Consider the following 19763-nt stretch of genomic DNA (forward strand, 5'->3'; position numbering starts at 1 on the left):
CTATCATGTCCGTGTGATGAAACAAGTGCTTCATGCGCGCGCAAAATGCGGCTAGACCGATTTTATGGCGGTACTTGAGCTTACAGATAAACCCTTCTTTGCCGATAAAAATCGTGCGTTTTGGAATCTCCATTCAGCCGGATGGGCAGGCGCAGTCATTTTGCGCGCCGCGTCGGGTATTGCCCAGGGGCAGCCCGTCAGCTTCCTTGTGCCCATCCTGATATCAGCGGTCACGGGTTATTCGATCACGCTTCTGCTATCGGTTATTTACAGGTTTCTGATTGGTCAGCGACCATTTATTACGTGGAGCCTGACGTTCGTCGCGGTGTCCTTGGCCACCATTGGCTACGCGTATATGGACGTGTGGGTGCTGCAAACCATTCGGGACGGGGTGGATGAAACGCCGTTTGCGCAGTTATGGCTCGCTGCGATCTATATCAACTCGGTGCTGTTGGCGGCCTGGTCTGCGCTATATTACGCGATCAATTATTTTGTGCGCGCTGAAGAACAAGCGGATCAGATGATGCGGCTTGAGGCGCAGGCCACCAGCGCGCAGCTGACGATGTTGCGGTATCAGTTGAACCCGCATTTTCTATTCAACACATTGAATAGCATTTCTACGCTCGTGCTGCTGAAGCAGACCGAGCAGGCAAATGCCATGTTGTCGCGGCTATCGTCATTTTTGCGCTTCACCCTCATCAACGAGGCTGCGGCCAAGGTGCCGCTGACGCAAGAGGTTGAAACGTTGAAGCTGTATCTCGATATCGAAAAGATGCGTTTTGAAGAACGGCTGCGGCCATATTTCACGATTGAACCCGCTGTCGAGGACGCTCTGGTGCCGTCACTTCTGCTGCAGCCATTGGTGGAAAATGCCATCAAATATGCGGTGACGCCGAAAGAAGAGGGCGCCGACATTTCCGTGACCGCTCAACTCGTCGGTCAAAGGGTGCGGATTACCGTATCGGACACGGGACCGGGCTTGCAGCCGGGGCAGCAAGATCACAGCCTTTCCACCGGTGTTGGTATGGCGAACACCCGCGAGCGACTTTCACAAGCTTATGGCGACGATCAACGCTTTGAACATTATGTAAAAGCGGGCGGAGGATTTGAGGTTTTGTTGGAACTACCATATCAAAGCCGGATTATAGCAGGGGAAGACAATCAAACGGGGGCTAAGCAGCAAGGACAAATATCCGCATGAGCATTCGTACAATATTGGTCGACGATGAAAAGCTGGCGATCCAAGGCCTTGAATTAAGGCTGCAGCCGTTTGACGACATTGAAATCGTCGCCACCTGCCACAACGGTCGTGAGGCCATTCGCAAGATTAAAACGCTGAAACCCGATCTGGTGTTCCTCGACATTCAGATGCCGGGATTTGATGGCTTTTCGGTTGTTCAGGGCGTGATGGATATTGATCCGCCGCTGTTCGTCTTTGTGACGGCCTATTCGGAACATGCGATTAAGGCGTTCGAAGCGCAGGCGATCGATTATCTCATGAAGCCGGTCGAACCAGAACGTCTTGCAGACACTATGGACCGTGTGCGCAGCAGGCTTGCCGACAAGCGCACATCGGATGAGCTGGACAGGCTTCGTACCGTCATTAACGAAGTCGCGCCGGATGCGGCTGACAATCTGAGTTCGATTGACGATGACCTGGCGTCAACGCGGTTTGAGAAGCTTATCAATATCAAAGATCGCGGCCAGATTTTCCGCGTCGATGTAGAAAGCATCGAACGGATCGATGCGGCGGGCGACTATATGTGCATCTACACCGCCGATAACTCGCTCATTCTGCGCGAGACGATGAAGGATCTGGAAAAACGGCTCGATCCAAGGACGTTCCAGCGCGTCCATCGTTCGACAATCGTCAATTTGGATCAGGTGCGGCAGGTGAAGCCGCATACGAACGGCGAATGCTTCCTTGTGCTCGAATCCGGCGCGCAGGTAAAAGTCAGCCGTTCCTATCGTGACGTCGTAGCCAGGTTTGTCCATTAAGGAGAATGAGGATGGCAGAAGCCGATACTTCACCGCGCATGAAGGCCAGTGACTTCCATCCCTATATTCTGGAAATTTTCGATGGCTATGTCCACGGCAAGCTGACCAAACGTGAATTCATCCGCGAAGCCGGCAAATTCGCGGCTGCGGGCGTCACCGGCCTCATGATACTCAACCAGTTGCAGCCGGATTATGCTTTGGCGCAGCAAGTGAAAGCCGACGATCCGGCGATTGTCACGTCGCGGGTGACGGTACAAAGCCCCGATGGGCATGGCAGCATCAGCGGGTTGCTGGCGCGGCCAGCCAAAGCAAGCGGTAAGCTTCCGGCGGTATTGGTGGTTCACGAAAATCGCGGGCTGAACCCCTATATCGAAGATGTCGTGCGCCGTCTCGCTAAGGCCGGTTATATGGCGTTTGGCCCCGATGGCCTGTCGTCACTTGGCGGTTATCCGGGCAATGACGAAAAAGGCCGTGAGCTTCAGGCAAAGCTGAACCCCGGCAAATTATTGGAAGACTTTTTCGCCAGCTTTGAATTCTTGCGCGATCATGCCGACAGCACAAGCAAGGTTGGCGCGGTGGGTTTCTGTTATGGGGGCGGTGTCTGCAATGCGTTGGCCGTTGCCTATCCGGAAATGGCTGCGTCCGTGCCATATTATGGTCGCCAGCCAACTGCGGCCGAAGTTCCTGCCATTAAGGCGCCGTTGTTGATCCATTATGCCGAGGCCGACGAGCGGATCAATGCAGGTTGGCTCCCCTATCAGGCGGCGCTCATTGCGAACCAGAAGGCGTTTCAGGTGCATTTCTATCCGGGCACGCAGCATGGCTTTCACAATGACAGCACGCCCCGCTTTGACAAAGCAGCGGCAGACTTGTCATGGGCCCGCACGATTGCGTTTTTCGGGAAAAATCTGCGTTAGCGCCGGTCTTTGAAAAACGCCTGTAGCAGTTCCGCCGATTCGTCGGCGGATATGCCCGAATATATTTCGGGGCGATGATGCACCGTGGGCTGTTCAAATAAGCGTGGACCATGCGCCACAGCGCCGCCCTTGGGGTCCTCGGCGCCAAAATAGAGGCGGGCGATGCGCGAATGGGCGATTGCGCCGGCACACATCGCACAGGGCTCCAGCGTCACCCACAGGTCGCATCCCGCAAGGCGGTCATTGCCAAGATGCGCCGCAGCGGCGCGAATGGCGAGGATTTCAGCGTGGGCAGTGGGGTCATGATGCTCAAGCGGACTGTTCGCGCCACGGCCAATAATGACCCCATCCTTGACGACAATCGCGCCAACGGGCACTTCGCCTTGCGCGGCGGCTGCCTGCGCCAAGTTGAGCGCTTCGTTCATCATTTCGCGGGCTTTGGACAAGGGCATGTTATTTTGCTAGCGTAGATTACTGCTTTTGACCACACATCGGCTTGACCTTTTCGGTGTGGAGCGTTAGGGGCAGCGACTTTCGCGGGACAGTGATTCCGCATACACTTTTTTTATACAGGACATACATCATGGCGCGCATCTGCGAACTCACCGGTAAAGGCCGTCTGGTCGGCAACAATGTGAGCCACGCCAACAACAAAACCAAGCGTACATTCCTGCCTAACCTGCAGAATGTCACTTTGTTGTCGGATGCCCTTGAGCAGGGCTACAAGTTCCGCGTTTCGACCCACGGTCTGCGTTCGGTTGAGCATGTCGGCGGTCTCGACAACTGGTTGTTGAAGACTTCGGACGAGAAGCTCTCGACAAATGCGCGCAAGGTGAAAAAAGAAATCGCCAAGAAGCAAAAAGCTGCGGCGTAAGCCTGACGGCTGCTTTTGCAGCCTTTAGCTAAAACGAATCAAAGCCGGGGGCAGTCACTGCCTCCGGTTTTTTCTTGTCCGGGACAGAGGCAATGCCCTCGCTGTCCCGACCTTTATAGCTGGTCTCTGGTCCGTTTAAGTTAGGCAGGGGCACGATAATCGGTCGATCTGTGCTGGCATGATTTGCAAGTTCAAATCCCAATCGCGTTCATCATTTGCTGGCTGAATATGAACAAACGATAACAGGCACATTCAGCATTCGGTCAATCACGCATGTTCATAAGGCAATTATTGGCAAAGCAAATCGCCGGATTGCCCAATGCGGGCCCAATCTGAAAACAACGGAGTATCGAACGTGAGAAATTTGAAAAAAAGCATCGGTGCACTGGTACTTGCAGCAACGGCCGTAACCGGATTTTCCGCTACACCAGTTTTTGCCCATAATGGTGATGATGGTTATTACAGCCGCGGTGACCGTTATGACCGCGATGACCGTCGCGAATATCGTCGTGGTGACCGCTAGTATCGCAACAATGCCTACCGCGGCGATGCGCGTTGCGACAAGGGTACGGGCGGCACCCTCATTGGTGCAGTTGCAGGCGGTCTGCTTGGGAACGAAGTCTCCCGTCGTGGTAACAAAACCGAAGGCAGCATCATTGGTGCAGCCGTCGGGGCCTTGGCTGGCCGTGCAATCGACAAGTCGGACAGCAATTGCCGCCGCTATCGTTAGAATATCAGCCTTTCGTCCGGATGTGATCCCTGAACCTCATTCACATCCGGGCGGAACCCAATGTCAGCTATGAGCCTGAATCCAATGCGCCAGCCTTCACCTGAGGGCTGGCTTTTTCGTTTCAACTGAAACTTGTCTGCCTGCGCTTTATCCGGCAAAGCGCCGCAATGACTTCATCACTCGAATCCGCACGAACTGCCATCCGGCCCTTTCATCGCAAGTCTGAACCAGAAGTGCTTGCCCCATTGGTGGTCGCCGCTGCTGTCGATGGCACAGCGCGCGCCGAAGTTGTGCGCACCGCGCGGACCCTGCTGGCCGATTTGCGCCAGGTGCAAGCCGACGGTTGGGTGAACCAGTTTCTGCAGGAATATCGTCTAGGAACGGAGGAGGGCACGGCGCTGCTCTCGCTTGCGGAGGCGTTTTTGCGCGTGCCCGATCCCCAGACGGCTGATCTGTTGATTGCCGACAAGCTGACCGAAGCGGAATGGGGCAATCATAAGGGGCAGTCATCGAGCTTGCTGGTGAACAGCGCAACTTGGGGGCTTGTCCTCGGCAAAGCCGTTCTGGGTGACAGCACAAGCACGTTGAAGCGCCTGATTGCAAAGGCAGGCGAGCCATTTGTGCGTCAGGCCGTTGGCGCGGCGATGCGGCTTATGGGCCAAGTTTTCGTAATGGGCCGCGATATTGACGAAGCCATCAAGCGGATGGAATCAAAAGACAACCGTGGCTTCACCGCCAGTTTCGATATGCTTGGCGAAGCTGCGCGCACCAAAAATGACGCAGAACGATATTTCGAATCCTACGCTGCGGCCATCGCAGCCGTCGGTCGCAACGCGGCGCGCGGTCATAGCGTTTCTGTAAAATTGTCGGCGCTGCACCCGCGATACGAAACCGCGCAGAGTGCAACATGCGTTCCAGAATTGGCCGATATGATCACGCAATTGGCGCGTTCCGCTGCCTCGCTTGGCGTACAACTTACCATTGATGCCGAAGAAGCTGCACGACTGGAAATGAGCTTCGACATCATTGAGCGTGTCGCACGTCATCGTGAACTACGTGGATGGGATGGCTTAGGCATGGCGGTGCAAGCTTACTCCAAACGCGCCCGTCCCGTCATCGCATGGGCCAATGCGCTGGGCCATGACACGTCACGCATCATGCAAGTGCGCCTCGTCAAAGGTGCCTATTGGGATAGCGAGATCAAACATGCGCAGGAACGCGGACTAACCGACTTCCCATTGTTTACCCGCAAGCCCGCAACCGATGTGTCCTACCTTGCGTGCGCCAAAGATATGTTTGAAGCCGCCAAAATTCGCCCGGCATTTGCAACGCATAACGCGCTTACCGTCGCGACGATTTTGCAATGGGCGGGGAACAATCGCGATTTCGAATTTCAACGCCTGCATGGAATGGGCGAGGGACTGTTTGAGCGTCTTGTGCGCGAAGAGGGCTATCAATGCCGCACCTACGCGCCGGTAGGCGGACATCGCGACTTGCTCGCCTATCTGGTCCGCAGACTGCTGGAAAATGGCGCAAACAGCAGTTTCGTCCACCAACTGGCGGATCAATCCATCAGTGAGGATGAACTGCTCGCCGATCCGGTAGAGAAAATCATGGCGGTTGGCGGCACAGGGCACCCCGCGATTGCCGCGCCCGCTGATCTGTTTCAGCCAGAGCGGACGAATAGCCTTGGCATTGATCTGGATGATGCGGTGATTTTGAAAGAAACGGCAGTCGAGATCGCGCGCCCGGTTCAATTGGACAAGCAAGCAACAGTTGCCCCCGAAGGTGCGGTAACCACGGCGCTTGCCGCCTATCCGGCATGGTCAAATACCCCATTGGACGAACGCGCGGACTGTTTGGAGCGATTGGCCGACCTGCTTGAGACGAACCGCGGCCGTTTAATGGCTATTTTGGTGCAAGAGGCGCGCAAAACGATCCCCGACGCGCTCTCCGAAGTGCGCGAGGCGATTGATTTTTGCCGTTATTATGCCGCGCGCGCACGTACCGATTTGTGCGCTGTGGAATTGCCGGGCCCAACGGGCGAGCGCAATGTTCTGCGGCATGAAGGCAGGGGCGTTTGGGTTGCGATTGCGCCATGGAATTTCCCGCTCGCGATATTTTTGGGACAAGTGGCCGCAGCATTGGTCACTGGCAACACTGTGGTCGTGAAGCCTGCCCCGCAAACACCCGCCATTGGGCAATTCGCAGTGGCGCTGGCACATGAAGCCGGTGTCCCCGAAGATGTGCTACAGATTGTTACCGGCGGTGGCGACGTCGGCGCGGCCCTGACCGCCGATGTCCGCATTTCTGGCGTGGTGTTTACCGGGTCCGTTCCCACCGCAAAGGCCATCGCGCGCAACTTGCTCGCTGATGATGCGCGGCCATTGGTGCCGCTGATTGCCGAAACGGGTGGCTTGAACGCGATGATCGTCGACTCCACGGCTTTGTCCGAACAAGTCGTTCGCGATATCATCATCTCTGGCTTTCAATCGGCGGGGCAGCGTTGTTCGGCGTTGCGGTTGTTGCTTCTGCAGGAGGATATCGCAGAACATACGCTTGAGATGCTGCGCGGCGCCATGGACATGTTGAACGTTGGCGATCCGGCTGATCCCTCGACCGACATTGGACCTGTCATTGATCAGGATTCCTATGACAAGCTGATGGGCTATCGTGCCGAGGTGAAGGATAGAATAGTCCACGAGATAGACGTTCCGGCACAAGGCCTGTTTGTGCCCCCGACGGTTATCCGTCTGGACAATCTCGACGATTTGAACCGTGAATGGTTTGGCCCATTGGTGCATGTTGCAACATGGAAGGCTGGCGAGCTTGAGGCGACAGTCGCGCGGGTGAATGCCAAAGGCTTTGGGCTGACGATGGGGCTGCACAGCCGGATTGCGGGCAGCAGTGCATTGGTCGAAAACCTTGCCCGCGTTGGCAATCTGTACATTAACCGGTCGATGATTGGCGCGGTGGTGGGCAGTCAGCCATTTGGTGGTGAAGGCTTGTCTGGCACTGGTCCGAAAGCAGGTGGACCGCATTATTTGTACCGCTTTTGCGCCGAACGGACGACATCTGTCGATACAACAAGCGCGGGCGGCAACGCATCGTTGCTGTCGCTTGAGGATGATAGCTGACTTTCACCGTCAGTGAATGGTCCCCAAAGTTGTACGCGCGCTCAGCATGATGATGAGGCGTTCGATCTGGCGCCAGCGGCAATAATGCAGATGATTGCCAACATTACGGCTCTTTACCGCGCGCTCGGCGGCTTCCATGCCGGCTTTGGGACCGAATGTGTCCATTAACGTCGTGGCTTCAGCAACGTCCCGCGGTTCGACGTAGAGCGGCAGATACATAAAGGCAGCGGCTTTCGATTGTTGTTTTGGGTCGCAGACAGGCCCGGGGGGATTGGCCCATCTGCAACGCCTTATTACAACTTGCGTGTCGCGTTTCCGTCAAAGCAATTGGTTAGCACAAATTAAGCATGAACATCGGGCTTGCTAGGCTGCCGTTGTTGGTGGCAAAGAGCGATTATGTCTGAAACACAAAACAATCAGCCCCGCCTTGCCGGCGGCATTTTCGTCGCTCTCGGTTTATTGATCGGCGCTATCCTCGGCGTAGCATTCGACCAACCCTCCGCCGGATTGGTTATCGGTATGGCGATCGGTAGCCTGATCGCGGTGGTGATATGGTTGTTCGATCGTAAACGAAGCACATAAGGGTCAGAAAAATGTGGAAGCATGTTCGCAACATTATGTTGATATTCATCGCGTTGGCGCTTGCTGGCGTGTGGTACATTACGCGCCCTGACGTTGCGCAATTGCCGTTGGATGCAGTGACTGGGCCTAAGCCCAATATCACTGAGGGCCGCGAACAGATTTTCCCGACCATTAAAGTTGCCGAGGTTGACCGCTGGAAAGCCGGCGAAGCACCAATTGCTGCGCCGGGTCTGGTTGTCGAGCGCTTTGCAGAGGGTCTCGACCATCCCCGCAACATGTATGTCTTGCCCAATGGTGATGTTCTCGTCGCTGAAGCAAATTCGCCGCCGCGAGACGTTGGCGGTATTGAGGGGTTCGTCATGAAATGGCTTATGGACAAGGCTGGCGCGGGTGTGCCGTCTGCCAACCGCATCACATTGCTGCGTGACGCCGATGGAGATGGCAAGGCGGAGTTGAAAACACCGTTCCTGACTGGCCTGAACTCGCCATTTGGCATGGTGCTGATCGGCGACACTTTGTATGTTGCGAACACCGATGGATTGATGGCCTTTCCATACAAGACAGGCGACACCAAGATTACTGCGAAGGGCAAAGAGCTTACAAAGTTGAATGCAAAGGCGCCAAACAACCATTGGACGCGCAACCTTGCTGCATCGCCCGATGGAAAGAAGATTTACATTTCGGTCGGGTCAAACAGCAACATTGCTGAACATGGGATAGAATCCGAAAATGGCCGCGCGATGGTGTTCGAATATGACATCGCGAAGGACAAGAAAATTCCATATGCGATCGGTTTGCGTAACCCTGTTGGCCTCGATTGGGATAACCGCGGACGCCTGTGGACGGTGGTCAACGAACGCGACATGCTTGGTTCGGATATGGTGCCCGATTATCTTGCCCTTGTGGAATTTGGTGCCGATTATGGTTGGCCGCAGCATTATTGGGGCGGCTTTACCGATCACCGCGTTTCACCACCGAAACCGGAAAAGCGGGAATATGAACGCCGCCCTGACTACGCCTTGGGTGCGCACACGGCCCCCTTGGGCCTTGCTTTTGGCTATAAGGGTAAATTGGGCGCTGGACTGACCGATGGCGCGTTTGTTGCGCGTCATGGCTCTTGGAACCGCAAGCCTGTGTCGGGTTATGATGTCATCTTCGTGCCCTTTCCAAAAGGCGAGCCCGTAGGAAAGCCGGTCAACATTTTGACTGGGTTCCTGGACAAAGACGGCAAAGCGCAGGGACGGCCAACGATGGTTGTGATCGCAAAGGACGGTTCGCTTTTGGTCAGCGACGATGTCGGCAATATTGTTTGGCGGGTTCGGGCGAAAAGCTAGGGGCAGGACCTAGATCCGTCGGCCCGCGCGGCCGGCAAGTTCCACTGTGTAATGCCATGCTATGCGGCCCGACCGGCCGCCACGGCTTTGCGCGAAACTTAAGGCATCGGCCTCGTCCCAATCGAGGTCGAAATGCGCCGCGTAACTGCCAACCATTTTCAGATAGGCATCCTGATCGGGATATTGAAAGCCGAGCTTAAGGCCGAACCGGTCCGCCAGCGCCAGGCTATCGTCCACGGCATCGCGTCCGCCCGTATCCGGATCCGCGCCATTTTCTCTTTCGACGATGTTCCGGTGGTTGGACGTCACGCACAAGCGGACATTGTTCGGGCGGGCTTCAACGCCGCCTTCCAGCAGCGACCGCAACAGGCGTGCGCTTTGGTCATTGGGCTCGAAAGAGATATCGTCCACGAACAATAGATATCGGCGGCCTGATGCAGCGAGCTCGTCGAATAATGCAGGCATGCTGGTGATTTGGTTCGCCGCCGCCTCGACAAGCGCAATGAAAAAGCCTTCTTCTTGCAACGCCGCGACCACCGATTTGACGAGGGCAGATTTCCCCATGCCGCGCGCACCCCACAAAAGGACATCATGCGCTGCAGCGCCCGAAGCATGCCGCCTGCTGTTTTCGATCAGGTCGGCTTTTTGCCGGTCGATACCAACGATCAGGTCAAGCGGCAGTGGCTTAAAATCATGCACCGGCGCCAATGACGTTCCGTTCCAATGATAGGCCGGATGGGACGATAGGTCCGTCGGTGGCGCTGGCGGCGGTGATAGCCGCTCCAGCGCCTCAGCAATGCGTTTGAGTGTGTGGTCGTTCAAGCCGCCAAATCCTCGGCATCCAATGCGTAGAGCAAGTCGGCACCGGCCATCGCGCTGCCTTTGAACGCGAAGGCTTCGGGAACCATGATGTCCAGATAATAACGGCAGGCGACGATTTTGGCCTTTAGGAACGGGCTCGTATCTCCGGCGTCAATTTCTGTTTGTGCGGCCCGCAATTGCTTCAGCATCAACCAACCTGCGGTCACGACGGACATCATGTTGGTGTAGGCGTAACTGCCCGCGAGACGATCATCCACGCTTGCGCTCAACATATATTCGGTCACTTCCGCGCAGGCCGCGCTCAATGCCGAAAGGCCCGGCTGGTCGGTGGCGTCTTGCGAAATGGCCGCGAGATGGTTCCGAATGACATCACCGCCTTGCATCGCGAGTTTACGCCCCACAAGATCGGCGGCCTGAATGCCGTTGGTCCCTTCATAAATCGCGGCAATACGAATATCGCGATAAAACTGGGCTGCGCCGGTTTCCTCAACAAAGCCCATTCCGCCATGCACCTGAATACCCAGCGAGGCGATCTCGCTGCCCATGTCGGTGCCGTAGGTCTTGGCAAGCGGCGTCAGCAGATCGACCATGTCCTGCGCTCCTGCTTCTCCGAGCGTGGCGCGGTCAACATAGCCCGAGGCCAGATAGAGCAAGGCCCGTATCGCTTGCGTGCCCGCTTTCATACGCAGCAGCATGCGGCGGACATCGGGATGCTCGACAATCGCGACGGACTCGCGCGACGGTCCGCTTGCTTTGGCCGATTGAACCCGTTCACGGGCAAACCAGATAGCTTTCTGCGTTGCGGCTTCGGCAATTTGAACGCCTTGCAATCCTACGTTTAGCCGCGCGTTATTCATCATCGTGAACATCGCACGCATGCCGCCGAATTCAGGGCCGATCAGTTCGCCAACGCATTCACCTTCTTCGCCAAACGCGAGCACGCATGTTGGGGAGGCATTAATGCCCATCTTATGTTCGATCGATACGACCTTGATATCATTCGCTTTGGTAAAGCTGCCATCTTCGGCCACCTGATATTTCGGGACCAGAAACAGCGAGATACCCTTGGTTCCAGCAGGGCCATCGGGCGTGCGGGCCAGCACGAGATGGACGATGTTTTCGGCCATATCATGGTCACCAAAGCTGATATATATTTTGGTGCCTTTGATTTGGTAGGTGCCATCGCCGCGCGGTGTCGCGGTTGATTTCAGCGCGCCGACATCGGAACCTGCCTGTGGCTCCGTCAAGTTCATCGTACCTGACCATTCGCCGGTTGATAGTTTGGGCAGGAACATTTGTTTTTGCCGGTCTGACCCATGGTGGTTGATGGCTTCGATCGCGCCAACCGACAAGATCGGGCACAGGGCAAATGCCATGTTCGCCGCGCCCAAGGAATCGAGCGCAACGGTCGCCATCGAAAATGGCAGGCCTTGGCCACCGAACGCCGACGGTGCGTTTATCGATCCCCAGCCATTGGCGACATAGGCTTTGTAGGCTGCGACAAAACCGTCGGGCATGACGACTTTGCCATCTTTCAAACGCGCACCAACGGTGTCGCCGATCCGGTTGAGTGGCGCAAATTCGCCCTCGGCAAAGGCGCCAATGCCTTCAACAATTGCTTGCACCATATCGGGGGTGGCATCGGCGAAGCGGTCATGTTGCGACAAGGCTTCGATATCTACGATATGCTTCAGGACAAATGCTTGTTCAGTAACGGGTGCAGAAAAGGCCATGATCAATAAAAAATCCTGTTAAATCGTGTCGACCAAGGCCTATAGCCGCGAATGATGTTTGGCTCAAATACCTTGGGGAATGGCTGGGTCCTGCCCGCTGATGACGCTGCAATAACGGCGGCGATGGAGCTTTTGCGTTCCGGTCAAATCGTCGCGATTCCCACCGAAACGGTATATGGCCTCGCCGCGGACGCCAGCAATGCCGATGCGGTTGCCAAGATTTACGCCGCAAAGGGGCGTCCGGACTTTAATCCGTTGATTGTGCATGTTGCCGACCAATCAACCGCCGAAAGCTTGGCGGATTTCAGCCCGGTGGCACATCAACTGGCACAGGCATTTTGGCCGGGGCCGCTTACGCTGGTGCTGCCTCTGCGGCCTGACGCCGGCATTGCGGGCGCCGTCACGGCCGGGTTGCCGACGATTGCATTACGCTGCCCCGCGCATCCCGTCATGCAGGCCCTGCTTAAAAAAACTGGCCTGAATATTGCGGCACCGTCCGCCAATAAAAGCGGGGGCATAAGCCCGACCCGCGCCGAACATGTGCTTGCGGGGCTTGGCGGTGCGGTTCCGATGATCTTGGATGGGGGGCCTTGCTCAGCAGGGCTCGAATCCACGATTGTTGCCGTGCGTGACAACGGTTGGCAGATTTTGAGACCGGGGCCAGTCACCGCGGCCGATATTGAGCGGGTTCTAGGGATTGGCCCCTTGACGGCGTCCGGCGATAATATTGAAGCGCCCGGGCAATTGGCGAGCCATTATGCACCGTCAAAGGCTGTGCGCTTAAACGCGATCCAACCAGAGCCGGGCGAATGGCACATCGGGTTTGGGACAATGGAGGGCAATGATAATTTGTCCGCGTCAGGCAACCTAGCGCAGGCCGCCGCCAATCTATTTGACGCGCTACACAGGGCCGATGCGAGCGCCGCATTATCCATATCGGTCGCGCCAATACCGCACGAAGGGATTGGCGTTGCGATTAACGACCGGCTGCAACGGGCATCTATCCGGTGAAATGCGCTGTAGGCATCCTGTTGAGCCCGTCGAACTAGAAAAATAAGTTGCATATCAAAATGCTATTTCATCCCAGCGCGCTCTCGCCTATCGAGTGATGTATAGCAGTGCAGGGGAGAGCAAATTGCTTACATCGAAGAGATTTTTGATTGGGCTTTTGCCGATCGTTGCACTTGCCGGCTGTGGTGAGGCATCGGACAGCAAAAAAGCTGCGGTCGAAACAGCACAGGTTGTACGCGTGTTCACCGTGGAAAAGGAAAGCCTTCAGCGTGAAATTAGCGCGGTGGGAACGGTGCGGTATCGGCGCGAAACGCCGCTTGGCTTCACCACCCCTGGAAAAGTGGCCGTTGTTCGCTTTGAAGAAGGTGATTTTGTAAAGCGTGGCGCATTATTGTCGGCGTTGGATTCCACGATTGTTGGCGCTGACGTAAGCGTGTCCGTCGCTGAACGAGACCGTGCGCGCGCCGAGTTTGATCGCGTGCGTTCATTATATGCCGATGGTTGGATAACCAAAGCGCGTTTCGAAGCGGCAGAGGCTGCTGTCAAAGCCGCTGACGCCCGCGTTCGGCAGGCTGGCTTTGCGCGCAGCACAGCGCAGCTTTATGCCCCATCAAGCGGCGTCGTTTTGCAACGCAATGTCCAACCGGGACAAGTCATCGCCGCGGGTATGCCAGCGCTTATTCTGGGTGAAGCAGATGAGGGCTTTGTCTTTCGCGTCCCCATAGTCGACCGTGACGCCTCAAAATTGCGCGTTGGCATGACGGCGGACATCATGATCGAGTCCGCGGGCGAAGCGCCGGTTTCGGCCACGATTTCAGAAATCGATGGACGCGCGAATGAGGCAACGGGCGCATTCACGGTCCAATTCCGGCTGCCGTCGCGCGCAAACTTGCGTTCGGGGCAAATTGGAACGGCCAATATTAAGCTACCTGCATTGGAAAGCGGCGACCTGCTGCAGATTCCAGCTACCGCATTGTTCGGCGTCCGCACCGGAGAAGGCCTTGTCTATGTTGTCGCAAAAAATAATCGCGTCGAAACGCGCAATGTCGCGATTGAACGTGTCTCTGACACATTCGTTACTGTGTCAGGTGGCATAAAGCCGGGGGACAAGATTGTGACGTCGGGGTTGGAAAAACTGCGAACGGGGTCGCCCGTGCGCATTATTGCGACGCAGCCTTAACACATGCATATCGCCGAAATCGCCATCCGCCGGTGGCAATTAACCTTAGTCCTTTTTACGCTGCTGTGCGCGCTTGGATTCTCCGCATTCCAACAGGTGCCGCGCGCGGTTGATCCGCATTTTTCGATGCCTGTCGTGTCGATCGTTGCCGCGCAACCGGGAGCGGACGCAGCGGAGATTGAGCAGACGATTACCAAGCCAATCGAAGAATTGGTTCAGGGCCTAGAAGACGTTCAAAGCGTAAATTCGACAAGCAGCGATGGCAACGCCGTCATTCGGGCGGAATTTGATTGGTCGGGCGACCCTGACCAATATTTCAATGACACCGTCCGCGAAGTGACGGCCATCCGCAGCCAACTTCCGGCTGATCTGCAAAAGCTGCAGTTCGAGAAAATTCGAACGACGAATTCATCCATTTTGCAAATCGCGTTGCTGAGCGAGACGGCCAGTTGGTACCGCATGGAAAAATATGCGCGGGATATCAGCGAAGCACTTGGGCGTTACAAAGAAGTCCGGCAGTCCGAAATTTATGGGCTGCCTCAACCCGAAATAACCGTCGCCATCAACTCGGGACGTTTGGCTGAGCTTCGCATTCCCGCAAGCGCCGTGGTTGACGCAATCCGTCTTGCTGGCGCCGATGTTCCTGCAGGTGCCGTCACCAGCGGCGCACGCCGTTTTAACATCGAAGCAGGGGGCGCGTTTCGCGACCTTGATCGCATACGCAATTTGCCCGTCCGGACCAATGATGGCACCTTATTGCGCGTCGACGATGTTGCAGACATTAAAATGGGATCGGCCGAACAGCGCGTAAAGGTCAGCCATAATGGCCAACGCGGGGTATTCATTACGGCCAACCAAAAACAGGGCACAGACGCGACAAAGCTTCGCAACCGGTTAATCCAAGAGCTTGAGATTCAAAAGAAGCTGCTTCCGCCCGATATAAAGGCAGTCGTGCAGTTTGATCAAAGCCGCGATATTCGCAAGCGTCTTCAGGAACTTGCCCGCGACTTTATCCTTGCGCTGTTTTTGGTGCTGATCACGCTGCTGCCATTGGGCTGGCGCGCGTCGGTGATTGTGATGATATCGATCCCGCTGTCGGTTGCCTCGGGATTGCTGGCGATTTCGGCATATGGATTTAACCTTAGCCAGCTTGTGGTCGCGGGTTTTATTCTGACGCTTGGCTTGTTGGTGGATGACTCGATTGTCGTTGTCGAAAATATCGCGCGACATTTGCGGATGGGCAAAGGCCGGAACCAAGCGGCCATTGATGGCACCAAAGAAATCACCATGGCGGTCTTGGGTTCAACAGGCGTTTTGGTGTTTGCCTTCCTTCCGCTGTTCTTTTTGCCGGAGGGGGCGGGTAAATTCACGCAAAGCTTTATCGCGACAATCGTGTCGACGATTACCGCCTCGATGATCGTATCGCTTACTATTGTGCCGTTCCTGGCCAGTCGTATCTTGAAGCGCGATGATCATGAAGGCGGCAATCCGTTACTTCAGTGGCTGATGCTTAAGATTGACAGATTTTATCATCCGATGCTGCATTGGGCGCTGGATAGACCGCGACGGTCGGTGTGGGGCGCCCTTTCGGTCACTTGTGCGGCATTTCTCTTCATCCCATTGCTCGGTTTCAGCCTGTTTCCAAATGCGGACACATCCTATTTCCGCGTCACGGTGGAGGCGGAACAAGGTGCTAGCATTGCAGAAACCGGTCGCATCGTTCGGCAAGTTTCGGAGATTTTGAAGACCGAGCCCGCGATTAAAGTCCGGGCCGAAAATGTCGGCGCATATAATCCGCCTGTCTTTTACAATGTTTTCCAACGCGGCGAAAACCCGACCCATGGCGAAGTATTGGCTATCATGGACAATTGGGAGGGATCCAAATCCCGCGCAATGGTCGACCGGCTGCGTAAGAAATTCGACGAGATATCTGGCGCGCGTATCAAGTTGGTATTGTTCCAAAACGGAGCGCCGATAAACGCGCCTGTGGAATTCCGGGTATATGGGCCCGACCAAGACGAGCTGAAACGTGTCGCGGCCAAAATGGAGTTGGCGCTGCGTGAAACCCCCGGGGCACGAGACATTAACAACCCAGTCGCCTTTGACCGCATTGACCTTGATATCCGGGTCGATGACGCAAAAGCGGCCCTGCTTGAGGTGCCCGCAGGCGCCGCGCGCCGCGCGGTCCGACTGGCCATCAGCGGTGAACGTGCCGGCACATTTAGGGACGAGGAGGGCGACAGCTATCCCATCATTGTGCGGCACCCCCTTATCGATACCCAGCCCATATCGGCGCTGGAATCCATCTATGTGTCCAACCGAAGCGGGCAGGCGGTTTCGTTGGCGGAAATTTCCAATCCGACCTTGGAATCCACACCGGCTGCAATCTACCGCTATAATCTGCAACGTAATGTCAGCGTCACGGCGCAGGTGTCCGACGGTGCGGTGATTTCAAAGGTGAACTTGGACGCGCAGAAGAAGATGGATGCCATTCCCCTTAAGCCGGGATACAGCATAGCGGTCGGCGGTGAAGCCGAAAAAATCAACGAAACATTCGCCGGTTTTGGCCCGGTTGTCATCGTTGCCCTATTTAGCATCTTCGCCATTCTAGTGGCTGAATTTGGCCGGTTTAAAGAGGCATTGGTTGTCGCTGGCGTCATCCCATTGGGTACGTTCGGTGGCCTCATCGCGCTCCTTGTTACCGGCAACAATCTATCGTTCTTGGCCGTCATTGGTTTTATTGCGCTCATCGGCATCGAAATCAAAAATTCGATCTTGCTTGTTGATTTCACCAGCCAGTTGCGTGCCAGCGGCTATGCGCTGCGTGAGGCGATTGAAAAGGCGGGAGAGGTGCGTTTCCTTCCGGTGCTGCTGACATCGGTAACGGCGATTGGCGGACTTATGCCACTCGCGCTTTTTGGCGGTAGTTTGTACGGGCCACTGGCGATTGTATTGATCGGGGGGTTGATTTCTTCGACTGTGCTATCACGTATCGTCACACCCGCCATGTATCTTCTTGTGGTGCGCGGGGATGTCGCGAAGGCGCCGGACTCCACTCAAGCTTAAGGATAAGCACATGTCACATGATGAAGCGATTTTCGCCGGCGGTTGTTTCTGGTGCACCGAAGCTGTTTTTGGCCAGCTGAATGGCGTGCATAGCGTGCAAAGCGGATATATTGGCGGGGCGACGGTTGATCCCACATATAAAGAGGTTTGCGGCGGTCAAACCGGGCATGCAGAAGCCATCCGCATTGCCTTTGATGCCGAAGTCATCAGCTACGCCGATTTGCTGGAGATATTTTTTGCAACGCACGATCCGACGCAGTTAAACCGTCAGGGCAATGACGTCGGGACGCAATATCGCTCGGCAATTTTCCCGTTGAACGATGATCAACGTGCGACCGCTGAAGCAGGCATTGCGAAAGCCGCAGCGGATTGGCCAGCGCCTATTGTCACCGCGATTGAAGGCCCTGCGACTTGGTATCCTGCAGAAGATTATCATCAGGAATATTGGGAGGGGGAAGGTCAGCGGAACGCATATTGCCTGGCCGTCATTCCACCCAAGTTGGCAAAGCTGAAAAAGGGATTTGCCCAACGGCTCGCCGACTCCGCATAGACAATGCAGATTGGCGCGTTAAGTATAGATCATGACACATAAACCTGTTCGAAAAGCCATATTCCCGGTCGCGGGTCTCGGCACCCGCTTTTTGCCAGCGACAAAGGCCATTCCGAAAGAAATGCTGCCCATCGTCGACAGTCCGCTCATCCAATATGCGGTCGATGAGGCGCGGGAAGCGGGTATCGAGCAGATGATATTCGTGACGGGTCGCTGTAAGAGCGCAATTGAAGACCATTTCGATATCGCGTTCGAACTTGAGCATACAATGTTGGCGCGTGGCAAAGACACGTCGGTGTTGGCGAGTTCACGCCTGACGCCCGGCAACTGCGTGTATGTTCGGCAGCAGGAACCACTGGGACTTGGGCACGCCATCTGGTGCGCGCGCGACATCATTGGTGATGAGCCCTTCGCCATATTCCTTCCCGATGAATTTATGCATGGCTCGCCGGGATGTATGAAGCAGATGGTCGACGCCTATCAGAACATTGGCGGCAATGTTATCAGCGTGCTTGAAGTGCCCCGGCAAGCGGTATCCAGCTACGGCGTCATTGCACCCGGCGAGTCACGCGGCGCGATTACCGAGGTGCTTGGGCTTGTTGAAAAGCCAAAGGTTGAGGAGGCACCATCGAACCTGATCGTTTCGGGGCGCTACATCCTTCAGCCCGAAGTGATGGATATTCTGGAAGGCCAAGAAAAAGGCGCTGGCGGCGAGATCCAGTTGACCGACGCCATGGCGCAAATGCTCGGCAAGCAACCTTTCCATGCCGTCACATTTGACGGAAATCGTTACGACTGCGGATCAAAAGTAGGTTACATTGAAGCCAACTTGGCTGTAGCGTTGCAAAGAGCTGATATGGCAGACGAAGTTCGCGCCATTGCGGTCAATTTGTTAAAATAGGCTTGTTGCTCGAGATGTTGGGGGTTTCGAAATGCGTTTGATTGTTTGTGCTTTGCTGTGTGTGCTCCTCCAAGGATGCGTTGCTTCGATCGTGTCCAATGTTACGAACGCACCGATGAAAGCCGTTTCAAAGACGTTAGATGTTTTTACGACCAGTCAATCGGAAGCTGATGAAAAACGCGGCCGTGAAATGCGTAAACGCGACGAAGCTCTTGGTAAGCTCAGCCGTAAACGTGCCAAGGAGAATAAACGCTGTGCCGACGGTGATCGAGGCGCCTGCAAAAAGGCAGCGGACCTGAGCGAACAGATTGAGCGGGAAAAGAATCGCGCACGGTAAACGCGTTTGTCTGCCAACCGGTAATGGCTGTCGACCAACGGCCAATTTGCATCAAAATTGCAACTCGTCGATTTCTAAGCTTTTTGGTCGAACGCAGCTTTCGCCCAAGGCCTGCCGTCCGTTAACGCACCGGCATAGACCGATGGGGAAGATGCCCGCGGGTCTCGTGGAGGGTTAATGCGCGTTTTTGAACTCCGTCTGGCACTGTTGACGTCGGCTATGGCTGCGATGGCTGTACCGTCTCAAGCTGTTGCCAATGACAGCGCCGCAAATGCCGAGGCATCTTCAGTTCGGGCCGGCAGTCGGCAATTCACACCCGATTTTTTCACAACTTACGCCCCCGTTACTGCGTTGGATATGGTGAATCGCATCCCGGGATTTTCCATTAGTGAAGGAGAAGGGCGTCGTGGCTTTGGCGAAAATGCCGGTAATGTTCTGATCGATGGAGATCGGCCATCCACAAAATCCGATGACATATGGACGATGCTGTCCCGGATTCCGGCAAGTCAGGTCGAATATATTGAGCTGTCTGAGCAGGCCGGCGCTGACACCGAAACCCAAGGGCAAGGACAAGTCGTCAACATCGTCCGT

The 19763-nt window shown here is 55.7% G+C and carries 17 protein-coding genes and 2 pseudogenes; 15 read left to right on the plus strand and 4 right to left on the minus strand.

Annotation, left to right across the window (positions count from 1 at the left end; all coding sequences use genetic code 11):
* Positions 1-64: 64 nt before the first annotated feature.
* The 3 genes from ACIQ5B_RS00200 to yghX are packed head-to-tail and all read left to right on the plus strand — an operon-like array spanning position 65 to position 2915.
* Complete coding sequence (locus tag ACIQ5B_RS00200; protein WP_397597242.1) at positions 65-1201, plus strand: sensor histidine kinase; 1137 nt, start codon at positions 65-67, stop codon at positions 1199-1201.
* Positions 1198-1998, plus strand: coding sequence for a LytTR family DNA-binding domain-containing protein (locus tag ACIQ5B_RS00205; protein ID WP_306062240.1), 801 nt, complete (start codon positions 1198-1200; stop codon positions 1996-1998). The genes ACIQ5B_RS00200 and ACIQ5B_RS00205 overlap by 4 nt, the downstream gene beginning before the upstream one ends.
* Before the next feature lie 11 nt (positions 1999-2009).
* Entirely contained in the window at positions 2010-2915 is a 906-nt protein-coding gene (gene yghX / locus ACIQ5B_RS00210) for a YghX family hydrolase (RefSeq protein ID WP_397597243.1), read from the plus strand.
* On the opposite strand, the gene tadA is transcribed toward yghX, so the two are convergent.
* Positions 2912-3343 (minus strand): tRNA adenosine(34) deaminase TadA, encoded by a 432-nt coding sequence (tadA, locus tag ACIQ5B_RS00215; RefSeq protein ID WP_397597244.1) that lies wholly within the window; start codon positions 3341-3343, stop codon positions 2912-2914. The genes yghX and tadA overlap by 4 nt on opposite strands.
* A 155-nt stretch (positions 3344-3498) precedes the next feature.
* Between tadA and rpmB the strand changes: the two genes are divergently transcribed.
* From rpmB to ACIQ5B_RS00230, 3 genes and pseudogenes are all read left to right on the plus strand, one after another.
* A complete protein-coding gene (gene rpmB / locus ACIQ5B_RS00220) occupies positions 3499-3789 on the plus strand; it encodes a 50S ribosomal protein L28 (protein WP_125230549.1) in 291 nt (96 codons plus the stop codon).
* Between the two features lie 319 nt (positions 3790-4108).
* Positions 4109-4519: pseudogene (locus tag ACIQ5B_RS00225) on the plus strand (glycine zipper 2TM domain-containing protein).
* Between the two features lie 167 nt (positions 4520-4686).
* Positions 4687-7656 (plus strand): L-glutamate gamma-semialdehyde dehydrogenase, encoded by a 2970-nt coding sequence (locus tag ACIQ5B_RS00230; protein ID WP_397597245.1) that lies wholly within the window; start codon positions 4687-4689, stop codon positions 7654-7656.
* A gap of 9 nt (positions 7657-7665) precedes the next feature.
* On the opposite strand, the gene ACIQ5B_RS00235 is transcribed toward ACIQ5B_RS00230, so the two are convergent.
* A complete protein-coding gene (locus tag ACIQ5B_RS00235; protein WP_397597246.1) occupies positions 7666-7875 on the minus strand; it encodes a hypothetical protein in 210 nt (69 codons plus the stop codon).
* 177 nt (positions 7876-8052) lie between these two features.
* Between ACIQ5B_RS00235 and ACIQ5B_RS00240 the strand changes: the two genes are divergently transcribed.
* Positions 8053-8238 carry a hypothetical protein gene (locus tag ACIQ5B_RS00240; protein ID WP_333568775.1) on the plus strand — a complete coding sequence of 62 codons (186 nt, stop codon included), beginning with the start codon at positions 8053-8055 and terminating at the stop codon, positions 8236-8238.
* 11 nt (positions 8239-8249) lie between these two features.
* Positions 8250-9572 (plus strand): PQQ-dependent sugar dehydrogenase, encoded by a 1323-nt coding sequence (locus ACIQ5B_RS00245; RefSeq protein ID WP_397597247.1) that lies wholly within the window; start codon positions 8250-8252, stop codon positions 9570-9572.
* Between the two features lie 9 nt (positions 9573-9581).
* Here ACIQ5B_RS00245 and ACIQ5B_RS00250 read toward each other — a convergent pair whose 3' ends face one another.
* Together ACIQ5B_RS00250 and ACIQ5B_RS00255 are read right to left on the minus strand one after the other, a co-directional pair.
* On the minus strand, positions 9582-10394 hold the full coding sequence (locus tag ACIQ5B_RS00250) for an ATP-binding protein (protein ID WP_397597248.1): 813 nt from the start codon (positions 10392-10394) through the stop codon (positions 9582-9584).
* Positions 10391-12127, minus strand: coding sequence for an acyl-CoA dehydrogenase (locus tag ACIQ5B_RS00255; protein WP_397597249.1), 1737 nt, complete (start codon positions 12125-12127; stop codon positions 10391-10393). Before ACIQ5B_RS00255 ends, ACIQ5B_RS00250 begins: the two co-directional genes overlap by 4 nt.
* Before the next feature lie 51 nt (positions 12128-12178).
* On the opposite strand from ACIQ5B_RS00255, the gene ACIQ5B_RS00260 reads away from it, so the two are divergent.
* The 7 genes and pseudogenes from ACIQ5B_RS00260 to ACIQ5B_RS00290 all read left to right on the plus strand — a co-directional run.
* A complete protein-coding gene (locus tag ACIQ5B_RS00260) occupies positions 12179-13138 on the plus strand; it encodes an L-threonylcarbamoyladenylate synthase (RefSeq protein ID WP_397597250.1) in 960 nt (319 codons plus the stop codon).
* A 97-nt stretch (positions 13139-13235) separates the two neighbouring features.
* Positions 13236-14318, plus strand: coding sequence for an efflux RND transporter periplasmic adaptor subunit (locus tag ACIQ5B_RS00265; protein WP_397597258.1), 1083 nt, complete (start codon positions 13236-13238; stop codon positions 14316-14318).
* Between the two features lie 3 nt (positions 14319-14321).
* Positions 14322-17384 (plus strand): efflux RND transporter permease subunit, encoded by a 3063-nt coding sequence (locus ACIQ5B_RS00270; RefSeq protein WP_397597251.1) that lies wholly within the window; start codon positions 14322-14324, stop codon positions 17382-17384.
* Between the two features lie 10 nt (positions 17385-17394).
* A complete protein-coding gene (gene msrA, locus ACIQ5B_RS00275) occupies positions 17395-17934 on the plus strand; it encodes a peptide-methionine (S)-S-oxide reductase MsrA (protein WP_397597252.1) in 540 nt (179 codons plus the stop codon).
* A 31-nt stretch (positions 17935-17965) separates the two neighbouring features.
* Positions 17966-18835 (plus strand): UTP--glucose-1-phosphate uridylyltransferase GalU, encoded by an 870-nt coding sequence (gene galU, locus ACIQ5B_RS00280; RefSeq protein WP_397597253.1) that lies wholly within the window; start codon positions 17966-17968, stop codon positions 18833-18835.
* Between the two features lie 31 nt (positions 18836-18866).
* Positions 18867-19172: a hypothetical protein gene (locus ACIQ5B_RS00285; RefSeq protein ID WP_397597254.1), complete on the plus strand. Its 306-nt coding sequence runs from the start codon at positions 18867-18869 to the stop codon at positions 19170-19172.
* A gap of 177 nt (positions 19173-19349) precedes the next feature.
* A pseudogene (locus ACIQ5B_RS00290) lies at positions 19350-19763 on the plus strand (TonB-dependent receptor); the annotation flags it as partial.

Source organism: Sphingorhabdus sp. (assembly GCF_044374345.1).
GTDB lineage: Bacteria > Pseudomonadota > Alphaproteobacteria > Sphingomonadales > Sphingomonadaceae > Sphingorhabdus_B.

What these genes read in the sequence shown, in the direction of transcription:
- ACIQ5B_RS00200 (WP_397597242.1), top strand. Translation starts at nt 65, where the DNA reads ATGGCGGTACTTGAGCTTACAGATAAACCCTTCTTTGCCGATAAAAAT.
- ACIQ5B_RS00205 (WP_306062240.1), top strand. Translation starts at nt 1,198, where the DNA reads ATGAGCATTCGTACAATATTGGTCGACGATGAAAAGCTGGCGATCCAA.
- yghX (WP_397597243.1), top strand. Translation starts at nt 2,010, where the DNA reads ATGGCAGAAGCCGATACTTCACCGCGCATGAAGGCCAGTGACTTCCAT.
- tadA (WP_397597244.1), bottom strand. Translation starts at nt 3,343, where the DNA reads ATGATGAACGAAGCGCTCAACTTGGCGCAGGCAGCCGCCGCGCAAGGC.
- rpmB (WP_125230549.1), top strand. Translation starts at nt 3,499, where the DNA reads ATGGCGCGCATCTGCGAACTCACCGGTAAAGGCCGTCTGGTCGGCAAC.
- ACIQ5B_RS00230 (WP_397597245.1), top strand. Translation starts at nt 4,687, where the DNA reads ATGACTTCATCACTCGAATCCGCACGAACTGCCATCCGGCCCTTTCAT.
- ACIQ5B_RS00235 (WP_397597246.1), bottom strand. Translation starts at nt 7,875, where the DNA reads ATGTATCTGCCGCTCTACGTCGAACCGCGGGACGTTGCTGAAGCCACG.
- ACIQ5B_RS00240 (WP_333568775.1), top strand. Translation starts at nt 8,053, where the DNA reads ATGTCTGAAACACAAAACAATCAGCCCCGCCTTGCCGGCGGCATTTTC.
- ACIQ5B_RS00245 (WP_397597247.1), top strand. Translation starts at nt 8,250, where the DNA reads ATGTGGAAGCATGTTCGCAACATTATGTTGATATTCATCGCGTTGGCG.
- ACIQ5B_RS00255 (WP_397597249.1), bottom strand. Translation starts at nt 12,127, where the DNA reads ATGGCCTTTTCTGCACCCGTTACTGAACAAGCATTTGTCCTGAAGCAT.
- ACIQ5B_RS00260 (WP_397597250.1), top strand. Translation starts at nt 12,179, where the DNA reads ATGATGTTTGGCTCAAATACCTTGGGGAATGGCTGGGTCCTGCCCGCT.
- ACIQ5B_RS00265 (WP_397597258.1), top strand. Translation starts at nt 13,236, where the DNA reads ATGTATAGCAGTGCAGGGGAGAGCAAATTGCTTACATCGAAGAGATTT.
- ACIQ5B_RS00270 (WP_397597251.1), top strand. Translation starts at nt 14,322, where the DNA reads ATGCATATCGCCGAAATCGCCATCCGCCGGTGGCAATTAACCTTAGTC.
- msrA (WP_397597252.1), top strand. Translation starts at nt 17,395, where the DNA reads ATGTCACATGATGAAGCGATTTTCGCCGGCGGTTGTTTCTGGTGCACC.
- galU (WP_397597253.1), top strand. Translation starts at nt 17,966, where the DNA reads ATGACACATAAACCTGTTCGAAAAGCCATATTCCCGGTCGCGGGTCTC.
- ACIQ5B_RS00285 (WP_397597254.1), top strand. Translation starts at nt 18,867, where the DNA reads ATGCGTTTGATTGTTTGTGCTTTGCTGTGTGTGCTCCTCCAAGGATGC.